7 protein-coding genes are annotated in these 10,803 nt (G+C 68.8%); 4 read left to right on the top strand and 3 right to left on the bottom strand.

Features of this window, described 5'->3' with window-relative positions; translation table 11 throughout:
- Together AW272_RS39900 and AW272_RS46245 are read right to left on the bottom strand one after the other, a co-directional pair.
- On the bottom strand, positions 1-453 hold a 453-nt coding region (locus AW272_RS39900; protein ID WP_245657973.1), incomplete at its 3' end, for a reverse transcriptase domain-containing protein.
- Between the two features lie 620 nt (positions 454-1,073).
- Positions 1,074-1,295: a transposase domain-containing protein gene (locus tag AW272_RS46245; RefSeq protein WP_169807738.1), complete on the bottom strand. Its 222-nt coding sequence runs from the start codon at positions 1,293-1,295 to the stop codon at positions 1,074-1,076.
- Between the two features lie 139 nt (positions 1,296-1,434).
- Here AW272_RS46245 and AW272_RS39905 point away from each other — a divergent pair, with 139 nt between their 5' ends.
- The 4 genes from AW272_RS39905 (at position 1,435) to AW272_RS39920 (ending at position 8,838) form a co-directional block, all read left to right on the top strand.
- Positions 1,435-1,923, top strand: a complete 489-nt coding sequence (locus tag AW272_RS39905) for a hypothetical protein (RefSeq protein WP_066376480.1) — start codon at positions 1,435-1,437, stop codon at positions 1,921-1,923.
- Positions 1,923-4,568, top strand: a complete 2,646-nt coding sequence (locus AW272_RS41560; protein ID WP_218011241.1) for a tetratricopeptide repeat protein — start codon at positions 1,923-1,925, stop codon at positions 4,566-4,568. Before AW272_RS39905 ends, AW272_RS41560 begins: the two co-directional genes overlap by 1 nt.
- A 309-nt stretch (positions 4,569-4,877) precedes the next feature.
- Positions 4,878-8,063: a tetratricopeptide repeat protein gene (locus AW272_RS39915; protein ID WP_169807739.1), complete on the top strand. Its 3,186-nt coding sequence runs from the start codon at positions 4,878-4,880 to the stop codon at positions 8,061-8,063.
- A 190-nt stretch (positions 8,064-8,253) separates the two neighbouring features.
- The gene (locus AW272_RS39920) at positions 8,254-8,838 is read left to right on the top strand and encodes a hypothetical protein (protein ID WP_157519365.1); all 585 of its coding nucleotides are present in this window, start codon (positions 8,254-8,256) and stop codon (positions 8,836-8,838) included.
- A gap of 967 nt (positions 8,839-9,805) precedes the next feature.
- On the opposite strand, the gene AW272_RS46375 is transcribed toward AW272_RS39920, so the two are convergent.
- Positions 9,806-10,803, bottom strand: a 998-nt coding sequence (locus AW272_RS46375; protein ID WP_500780251.1) for a hypothetical protein, incomplete at its 5' end; no start/stop codon positions are given.

Genomic DNA, 10,803 nt, shown 5'->3' on the forward strand with positions numbered 1-10,803 from the left:
GGAAGCCCCGACGCTGTCGAAGAATTTCTGGACATCAAGATCGATGACCCAGGCCTTCTTCCAGCACCGTTCCCGGCACCTGGCCAGCGTGTCCAGCGCGCCACGCCCGGGCCGGTATCCGTAGGAGTCATCATGAAAGATCGACTCCATCCGGGGTTCCAGCACCAGCGCGGCCACCGTCTGCGCCACCCGATCAGCGACAGCGGGCACGCCGAGCGTTCTCGACCCGCCCCCCGCCTTCGGGATCTCCACCGCTCGCACCGGCGGCGGAAAGTAGGTCCCCGACGACATCCGATTCCAGACCCGGTAGAGGTTGTTCCCCAGATCGGCCTCGAAGCCGTCGATGGACTGCCCGTCCACCCCGGCGGCGCCCTTGTTCGCCTTGACCTGCTTCCACGCCTTCCACACCAGGCGCTTGGGTATGTCGAACGGCTTCCCGCCCGGACCCGGCATGCTCACTCGTCTCCTCCCGGAGAACTTCCGGTTGCTCGAACGAACATCTCCAGATGAGCCGGCCCCTTCGCTCCACCCCCATTACAGGAGCTTCATCGCTACTACGAGCCGGTCCGCCGGCGTGCGCCGCGACGGTACTCAGCACCTTCCGGTTTCGGCCGTTCGGTGCGCTCCCTCTCGCCCCTCAACCCCGCAAGGAGCAGGGCAGTGTCGGCGCACGCCTTCCCACGTTCCACACAAAAGCCGCAGACCGGACTCACGCCACCTGCACGCCGGACACCACCTGGCCAGTAAACGGGCTCCCGCCAGACTCATCCCGAGATTGCATTGAGACCCCGGTTTCGATGCCGTTTCCTAAATCTCGACGCTTCAACGGTGGTTCACTCGCGTTCGTCTTCCCGGTCCCCACCTGACGAGTCTCACCCCGCCTTTCCCCCAACGCTCAGCACGACAGTCTTCAGCTAACGCACCTTGGGGTGGTTTGACGCCTCCCCCCGCAGGGCGACGCCGAAGGGCCCAATCCTTCATCTTCTGTGCAGCAGCACGTCAAGGCAGTCGTCTCCTACCTCATGACGACTCCTTTCCGCGCGCGTGGCGCAACAATGCCGCGAAGTTAAGGGTCACGGGGCCGTGTCCGTAGCTATTGAAGGTGAGATCCGTGGATGCCCGGGGTGATCTTGGTGAGTCATCGGGAAGGTCGCAGCGGTCAGCTTGTGCCCCACCAGATGGGCACCGCCATGTCCGAACAGGGCCGGCGCCAACACGAAGTACACCCCCGCCCATGGAAGCAGCACCCGCAGCTGGCACTCGGTCCGGCCCGAATCGGCCAGCACCGCATCCACCAGCCTCTTGACGCCCAGGAGCGACCCTTAACTTCGAGGCATTAGGCGACCATCTATGAAACGTCGGCGACTGAGACGGAGCCGCATAAGCTCATCTCCACGCCCTTGCTCGTTGGTTCCCGCCGCACTCGGACATCCGGTGCGTTATCCGCTGATCACGTTGTGCGATCTTGTCGGGTGGCCGATGATGGCCGCTATGTGCAGGCGTGTGCTGATATGGGGCGGGATCGCGGTCGCGGGGGCCGCCGCGATCGGGCTGGGTGTCTACCTGTCCCGGGTGGAGCTGGCCGAGGCCGACCAGTTGGCCAGTGTGATCGGAGTGTTTATCGCTCTGGCCGGGCTGGCGGTGGCGTTGTACGGGCTGCTGGCCGGTAGAAGCGCCGGCGGTTCGAGTGGCGGTGCCGGTGGCGGCGCGCATGACGGCGCGGACGCGGCCGCCAAGGACAGCGGCGATGGGCAGACTCGGCCGGACGTCACGGCTTCGGGTGAGCGGTCGGTGGCTATCGGCGGTGACAACAGCGGGATCGTCTCGACCGGGGACAGCGCGCGTAATGTGCAGATGAACGCGGAGGCGTCGGGGTCGGGGCGGGTGTATCAGGCCGGCGGCGACCAGACCATCAACGAGTGATGACCACCCCAGCGGCCGATCAGGGCGGGCATTGCCGGGACACGGGTGCGTCACGGCGGATGGAGGTCACCGCCTCCGAGCAGGCCTGGGTGTATCAGGCCGGTCGTGACCAGACCGTCAACGAGTACGAGATGGTGCTGCCCGCTGAGGCGTTACGGCCGGTGGACCAGGTGGCGGCGCCGACGCACCTGGTGAATGTGCCCGCGCTTGCGCATCTGTTCGTGGGACGTGATGAGGAGCTGGCCGCGCTGCGGCAGGTGTTGCCGGATCCGGAGCCGGGGCAGGCGCGCCGGCCGGTGGTGGTGGCTGCGGTGCACGGGCTGGGCGGGATCGGCAAGTCCACTCTGGCCGCCCGATACGCCGCCACCCACGCCGGTGTGTTCAACCCGGTGTGGTGGATCACCGCTGACTCCCCCGCCTCGATTGAGGCGGGGCTGGCCGCTCTGGCGACGGCGTTGCAGCCGGAGCTGGCGCGGGCGGCGCCTTCCGCGGTGCTGGCTGCGCGGGCGGCCAGGTGGCTGGCCTGCCATGACGGGTGGCTGCTGATCTTGGACAACGTCACCGACCCTGGCCACATCAGCGACCTGATCGGCCCGGGGCTGCCCGGGCGGGTGCTGGTGACCAGCCGGCTCGGGCAAGGCTGGCACCGGCTGAACGCGCACCTGCTGCGCCTGGATGTCCTGGCCGTCGATGAGGCGATGGGTCTGCTGACTCGCATCGCCACCGGTGACCGCCCCAACGGCGCCGTCACAGGGCCCGTCACCGACCCTGGCGCCCATCCCGGTGCCGCCATCGACGCGGGCCCGGGCACCGGTCTGGATGGTGCGGCCGAGCTGGTGGCCGAGCTGGGGTGTCTGCCGCTGGCGATCGAGCAGGTCGGTGCCTACCTGCACCAGAACCAGCTGACCCCGCGCGCCTATCTCGACCTGCTAGCCGCCTACCCGGCAGTCATGTTCGACCAGGCGGCCGAGGGCGGGGACGCCGAGCGCACCATCGCCCGCATCTGGCGCATCACCTTGGACCAGCTCACCACCACTCCGCTGGCCGGGGAGCTGCTGCGGATCTTGGCCTGGTATGCCCCTGAGCGCATCCCCCGCACCCTGCTGGACGGCATCGTCAACGAGCCTCCATTGCTGCAGCAGGCATTGGGCCGACTCGCCGCCTACAACATGATCACCCTCGATCCGGACGGGATCACCGTGCACCGCTTGGTCCAAACCCTCGCCCGCACCCCCGACCCCCGCAAAGCGGCCGAGCCGTGCGACCCCGGTGACCCGCACCGCAACCTTCACGCCATCCTCACCGCCCGCACTGCAGCTGTCTTGCTGCTGGATTACGCACACCCTCAACACTGCGACATCCCGGCCTCCTGGCCCCGATGGCGCGAGCTGCTCCCCCACATCGACGCCCTGTTCGCCCACACGCCCCCCAGCGCCGACACCGCCGACGCCTACGGACTCCTGCGTACCACCGGCATGTTCCTCCAAGGTCAAGGGGCCATCAGCCGCGCCCTGACCTACCTGACCCGCTGCCTGAACCTGTCCGAACGCCTGTATGACCCCGACGACCCTCTCGTCCTGGGCGCACGCGCCAGCCTGGGCTACGCCTACCGGGCGGCGGGGAACCTGGGCCAGGCCATCCCGATGTACGAACAGGGCGTCGCCGACTCCCAGCGGGTCCTGGGCGTTGACCGTCCAGAAACCCTGATCTCCCGCAACAACCTCGCCTACGCCTATGAGCTGGCGGGAGAGGTGGATCGGGCCATCGCGCTGCATGAGCAGACCCTGGCCGACTGTGAACGGGTGCTGGGCGTTGGCCATCCCGACACCTTGTCTTCCCGCAACAACCTGGCCAGCGCCTGTTACACGGTGGGGGACCTGGGCCGGGCCATCCCGCTGTTCGAGCAGACCCTTGCTGATCGGGAGCGGGTGCTGGGCAGCAGCCACCCCGACACCCTGACCTCCCGCAGCAACCTCGCCAACGCCTACCAGGACGCGGGGAACCTGACCCGAGCCTTTCCCCTGCTCGAGCAGACCCTGACCGACTGTGAGCGGGTGCTGGGCAGCGACCACCCCCACACCCTGACCTCGCGTAACAACCTCGCCAACGCCTACCAGGATGCGGGGGACCTGACCCGAGCCTTTCCTCTGTTCGAGCAGACCCTGGCCGATCGGGAGCGGGTGCTGGGCAGCGGCCATCCCGACACCCTGACCTCGCGCAACAACCTCGCCAGCGCCTACCGGCAGGCGGGGGACCTAGGCCGGGCCATCACGCTGCATGAGCAGACCCTGGCCGATCGGGAGCAGGTGCTGGGCAGCAGCCACCCCGACACTCTGGCCTCACGCAACAACCTCGCCGGCGCCTTCCGGGCGGCTGGGGACCTGAGTCGGGCCATCCCGCTGTATGAGCAGAATCTGGCCGACTGTGAGCGGGTGCTGGGCAGCACCCACCCCCGCACCCTCGCCTCACGCAGCAACCTCGCCAGCGCTTACCGAGCACCAGAGGACCTGGGCCGCGCCATCTCCTTGTACGAGCAGACCCTGGCCGACTGCGAACGCGTCCTGGGAGCCGACCATCCGACAACAAAGATCGTGCGAAGCAACATGGCGGCTGCTCGCCGACACGCTGATGCCGACGCTGTCTAGCTGTTGTACGAGGTGCGGTAGCCACCTTGTTTCAAGAGCGCCGTCAAGCGACCGCTCTTGAAACAGCCCACCCGGACACGCCGGGACATCTGGGCGATGTATTGGATCCCAGGACGTCTCTCGGACGTCCTGGGGACGTCCGTTGGACCGAAGGACGTCCGTCCGGGGCGGTGATGCAGCTGTCATAACAGGACGAATGGGAACGGATCGGGCCTACATAATCAGCTATTTGTTGGGCTGGCGGGTTTCTGATCACGATTGGTGTCGCCGTGCTTTCGTTGGGTGCGTGTGGGCGGCAGCATGGGCGGGGTGAGCCAGGGCGTCCAGGAACCAGGCGAGGGATCGCCTGACCGGCAGAGCGTGAGCGGGTCGGCCGTGGGTGGTCACCTCACCCAGGTGAACACCGCTCGCGATGTCACCTTCAACCAGCAGGCGTCGCGGCCGCCGCTGCCGGACGCAGCCACCGTGGCCGGCCCGGCCGCAGGAGCGGGCCTGCTCGGTTTGCCGCGGCGGCCGGCCGCGGTGTTCGCCGGACGCGGGGACGCGCTGGAGCGGGTGCACGCCGCATTGACCGGCCCGAGGAGCCCGGAGGTGGCGGGTGCGGTGATCACGCAGGCGGCGGTGCACGGGCTGGGCGGGATCGGCAAGAGCGAACTGGCGCTGCAGTACGCCGCCCGCCACCGTACGAACTACGGGCTGGTGTGGTGGATCGACGCCGACACCCCCGCCCAGATTCAGACCGGCCTGGCCACTCTCGCGCGGGCGTTGTGCACGGGCGCCCATTCAGTGGCCGCCTCGAAATCCACCACTGAGGAGGCGGCCTCCTGGGCGGTGAGCTGGCTGGCCTTCCGGACCGGGGGGCTGCTCGTCTTCGACAATGTCGAACATCCCGATGACCTGGACCCCTACCTGGGCCGTTTGACGGGTGGGAGTGTGCTGATCACCACCCGCCGCGACATCGGCTGGCACACCCTGGGCTGCGTCCCCATCAGTGTGGACGTCCTGGACGTCGAGGCGGCCACCGACGTGCTGGCCGCGCTGATCGCATCCGCCCCGCCATCGCCCTCCGAGCGCGCCGACCTGGCCACTCTGGCGCAGGAGGTGGGGTTCTTACCGCTGGCGTTGCGGCAGGCGGCGGCCTTCATCGCCCGCACCCCCGGCATGACCGTCCCCGCCTACCGACGCCTGCTGCACACCTCCCCCGCCCGCGCCCACGCCGCGGCACCCGCCGGCCACCCGGGACAGGCGGTGGTGGCTCAGGTGTGGACGCTGACCCGCCAGCGGATCGCCGATCTGGACCCGCTCGCGCCCCGGCTGCTGGCGTTGCTGGCCTGCTACGCCCCCGACCAGCTCCCCATCGACGTCCTGCACCACCTCCCCCACACCGACGAGATGCGGGTGGGGCAGGCGCTGGAGTTGCTGGCCTCCTACAGCATGATCACCATCAGCCCGGATCGAAACGCTGTCAGCGTGCACCGGCTGGTCCAAGCCGTCACCCTGGCCGACCTGTCCGAACAGGAACGCCAGACGGTCCGGGACCAGGCCGCCGACCTGCTGGCAGCCGAACTGCCCGAGGACCCGACGGTGATCGGCAGCTGGCCTGCCTACCGGCGGCTGCTGGCCCATGCCCGCACGGTCCTGCCACCGCGATCGGACATGATGCACCAGGTGATCGCCTACCTGGACGCCAGCGGCGACTACACCACGGCCAAGACCCTGCAACACCAGCGCTACCAAGCCCAGCTCGACCACCACGGACCTGAACACCCCGACACATTGGACGCCCAGGCCGACCTGGCCTACTACACCGTGCTAGTGGGGGATATGGTCGCGGCGCGTGACCAGTTCGCCGCGCTGCTGCCCATCCGCGAACGCGTCCTGGGTGCCGAACACCCCGACACGCTGACCGACCGTGCCAACCTCGCCTACTTGATGGGGGAGGCGGGGGACGTGGCCGGGGCGCGTGACCAGTTCGCCGCGCTGCTGCCCATCAGCGAACGCGTCTGGGGCGCCGACCACCCCGAAACGCTGACCGACCGAGCCAACCTCGCCCGCTGGATGGGGGAGGCGGGGGACGTGGCCGGGGCGCGGGATCAATTGGCCGCGCTGCTGCCCATCCGCGAACGCGTCTCCGGCGCCGAACACCCCGACACGCTGACCGCCCGCGCCAACCTCGCCTCCTGGACGGGGGAGGCGGGGGACGTGGCCGGGGCGCGTGACCAGTTCGCCGCGCTGCTGCCCATCCGCGAACGCGTCCTGGGCGCCGAACACCCCGAAACGCTGACCGCCCGCGCCAACCTCGCCCACTGGACGGGGAAGACAGGGGACGCGACCGGGGCGCGTGACCAGTTCGCCGCGCTGCTGCCCATCCGCGAACGCGTCCTGGGTGCCGAGCACCCCGACACACTGACCGACCGCGCCAACCTCGCCTACTGGGTCCGAGGTTGCGGGGGAGACAGGTGCCGACAGCTGGTCTTAGGACTGCTCGTGAGTGTTCACTTGATTCGGTCATTATTGGATTATTCGGGCCTCCATAAGCACAGTTATCGCAGGAAGATCCACAAACGCGGGCTGACTCCGTGCGCCGCCCCGCCCGGCGCGATATCGGGCGGGAGCGCTGGCGGGCTCTGCCATGTCCAGCTCTCGGCCCCGGACGAGCTACTGTCACCACTCATCGACAAGGACGGGTGGCCACTGGGGTGCGCTGTCAGCTCCGCCTATTCATCCGCTGCCGGTTCTCACCGACTACGAGGAGGGCGGGCGGCGGGAGACGGACACGCTGCCCGCCGAGCCGATCTAGAAGGCATCCCCGCCGATGTAGCTACCAGAGATCACCTGACTGCCCGCCCCGGCGGTGACCGGCGCCGCCGCGGCCAGCATCTTCTGGACGTCGGCCGCCAGGGCCAGGTCGGCGGCCAGAGCTTTGCGGATCCGCATCCGCAACACCGCCACCGCGTCCTCATCACTGACGTCAGCAGCGACGTCGGCGACCGCGCTTTCCAACTCCGGCGTCCTTCCTCCCGCTCGGCCACCCGGCCCAGCAGTCGCCGTCCCCAGCCGACCACTCCATCCGCGGCGGCGTCCTGGGTTTTGGTCCACACTGCCGTGCCCAGTGCGCCGATCGCCGCAGTCACGTACGGGACCACCTGCGCGGCCACTTCCGCGAAATCCATCCCAGCCCCTCGTCCCCTTTTTCCGTCTTTTGCGTTCAGGTTCGCGCGATCGTATCCCGTGCACCCGCCGATACCGGAATCTCTGACGCGCTACACCCATCTCAGTCCGGCGCCATCACAGGAACGGAGCCAGAGAAGTCCTGCCTCCAATGTTTCAGCAGTATTCCTGGAATGCCGCATATGCCGGATTCTCTATTCGCGGTGTGGGATCGAGGCGCCGCCGACGTGTGACCGCCGTCGTGACACCTCCACTCTGCGGACACCCCCTCGATGCAGGTCGGGCACACCGGCGCCCGGCGCGTCAGGCTCCGCGCGCGTTTAGTGATCAGAAAAGTCCGACAGTTGGAACTCCAGCACGTGGAGCTTTGGCGCGGGCATCGGGGTGTTCGAATTGGTGAATGGTGTCCGGTCGGGAACTGTTCGCGCCATTGGTGCGTGGTTGTGAGTGGCGGGCGCGTTACGATCGCATCCACCTTCGGGGGATGAGAATGGCGAAGGGGAGGGGAATGGCGATGAGTGAGGTCGCTGAGCTGACCGGCCGGGTGGTTCCGTACATCACGGCCGCGACCACCGAATACGGCACCCAGGTGTGGGACATGCCTGCGGCGACCGCCTCGCAGATGGCGCCGACCGTCCGGGCCGATCAGGCCGTGGCGCTCTACGGGCTGCGGATGCTGGAGTTGCTGATCCGCGGTGAGCTGTCCCGGCCTGCCCTGCGTGCAGCGGTGGCCGATGTCATCGACGACGCCGGTGATGAGGACGCGGTGTCGGCATTGCGGTACCAGGTGAAGAAGGCGCTGACCACCGACCCGCAGCTGACCGCAGACATCGCCGCCCTGGTCAACAGCGCGGCGCCGATCACCGCCGGGGCGGGCAGCCAGGTCATCTCCGGCAGCCACATCGGCGGCAACGTCAACCAGATCGGCTCAGCCCGGGACGTCACGATCGGTGAAAACCGCTCGGCCACCGTCCACGGCGGCAACCAGGGCATCGTCTCCACTGGTGACGGGGCGCGGAATGTTCAGATGAACGCGGAAGCGTCCGGGCAGGGGCGGGTGTACCAGGCCGGCCGCGACCAGACCATCAACGAGCGGTAATGCCTGGCTGGTGGCGCCGCCGACGGGATGCCCGCCCCACCGACGCAACCGGCCATCCCGTACCTGACCCCGCAGCGCAGGCACCGACGGGTGCCGACCCCTCCGCTCGCGACGGGCGGCCGTCGGTTGGTGGCGCCGCTCAGCAGGTTCGCCGGGTGGTGGTCGAGGGTTCGGTGTCGGGCATCGTGTCACTGGGCGACAACGCCTCCAACACCCAGGTTCACCTGCCTGAGGCGGCCACCCGGCCGGTCGCCGAGGTGCTCGCCCCCGCTGGTCTGGTGAACGTGCCCGACCCGGCGGGTCAGGTGTTCGTCGGCCGTCACGATGACCTGCAAGCGCTGGCTGACCGGCTGGGTGGGGTGGTGGTGGCCGCGATGCACGGGCTGGGCGGGATCGGCAAGTCCACCCTGGCCGCCCACTACGCCCTGGCCTGCCGCGACAGCGTGAACCCGGTCTGGTGGATCACCGCCGACAGCCCCGCCGCGATCGAACTTGGCCTGGCCGGACTGACGGTGGCGCTGCAGCCGGAGCTGAAGCTGGCGGAGGTGCCGCTGGAGATGCTGGCCGAGCGGGCGATCGGCTGGCTGAGCGCCCACCGGGGGTGGCTGCTGATCGCCGACAACGTCACCGACCCCGCTGATGTGGGTCGGCTGCTGGCGCGGACGGTGGCCGGCAACGGCCAGGTGCTGATCACCAGCCGGCTCGGTGAGGGCTGGCACCGCACCCCCGCCCACCTGCTGCACCTGGACGTGCTGTCCGAGGATGAGGCCATCGACCTGCTGATCCAGATCGCCACCTACGGGACCTCCGCCCACGAAGGTTCCGGCCCTCGCCGGCCGGCGGCGCATGATCTGGACGCCGAGCGGTGGCAGGGGATCCGGGAACTGGTAGAGGAACTGGGATGGCTGCCTCTGGCCCTCGATCAGGTAGGCGCCTACATGCGCCAAAACGATCTCAGCGTCGCCGCCTACCGGCGGTTGCTGGCCCGGTATCCGGCAACCATGTACGACCGGGCGGCCCGCGGTTCGGACGCTGAGCGCACCATCGCCCGCATCTGGCGCGTCACCTTGGACACTCTTGGCGCCGGCTCGGCGCACACCCCCAGCAGCGCTTTGATCTGCTCGGTCCGCGATTCGGCGTAATCGATGATCAGCAACACCGGCGCGGCCGCATCCTTGATCACCTCCAGCCCCGCGGCCGCAGCATGGGGATCCAGCCACACCACCGTCCATCCGCCAATCTCGCCCTGACCAGGATCAGCCACCTCAGCGGCACCGCTGACCTCAGGAGCATCCTCAAGCTTGGCGGGGCCGCTGATCTCAGCGGCCAACTGGTAGGCCAGGCGCGTCTTACCCTGACCACCCTCGGCATAGATCAACGCCGCCCCGAACCGCGGCCGCGACACCCACGCCTTCAACCGCGCCAGCATCTCCACCCGGCCGTGGAAAGGCACCACCGCACGCTGCGCCTCCAGCAAACTCGCCGGCGACACCCACTCCCCGTCCTGCCCGGCCACCCCCCGCTGAGTAAGGGAGATCAGGTGCTGCCACTCCACCGGCTCCAGCACCAGCCCACCCGGCTGCCGACCCCCACCCGAACCTGCTTCCCCACCCGCGCCGGATGCGCCGTACCGATCCAGCGCCGCCCGGAAACCGGGATCAGCGTGCAGCAGGTAAGCCGGAACCGCCTCCAGCCGGCTGTGCGAGAAGTAGGCCGGATCAACGGCGATCACGCCGGCCAGCAGATCGCCGCAGAACAACGCCGCCCCGGAAATGCCCGCCCACGGCGAAACCCGCCCCTGCTCGCCTGCCTGCTCACCACTCATGTCTTCGTGCCGCGGGGTGAGATCGGGGGGGTGGCCCTCCACCGTCATCACATACCGCTCACCCACATACCGGTCACCCGGATTCAACGACCCCGACGGCTGCCACAACTCCAACGGCCGGCCCGGCCGCTGCGCCAACG

The organism is Herbidospora mongoliensis (assembly GCF_001570545.1).
In the GTDB taxonomy this organism is placed as follows: domain Bacteria; phylum Actinomycetota; class Actinomycetes; order Streptosporangiales; family Streptosporangiaceae; genus Herbidospora; species Herbidospora mongoliensis.

Bases quoted from the DNA above. Each gene is read 5' to 3' on its own strand.
- AW272_RS39920 (WP_157519365.1), top strand. From the start codon at position 8,254: ATGAGTGAGGTCGCTGAGCTGACCGGCCGGGTGGTTCCGTACATCACG.
- AW272_RS41560 (WP_218011241.1), top strand. From the start codon at position 1,923: ATGACCACCCCAGCGGCCGATCAGGGCGGGCATTGCCGGGACACGGGT.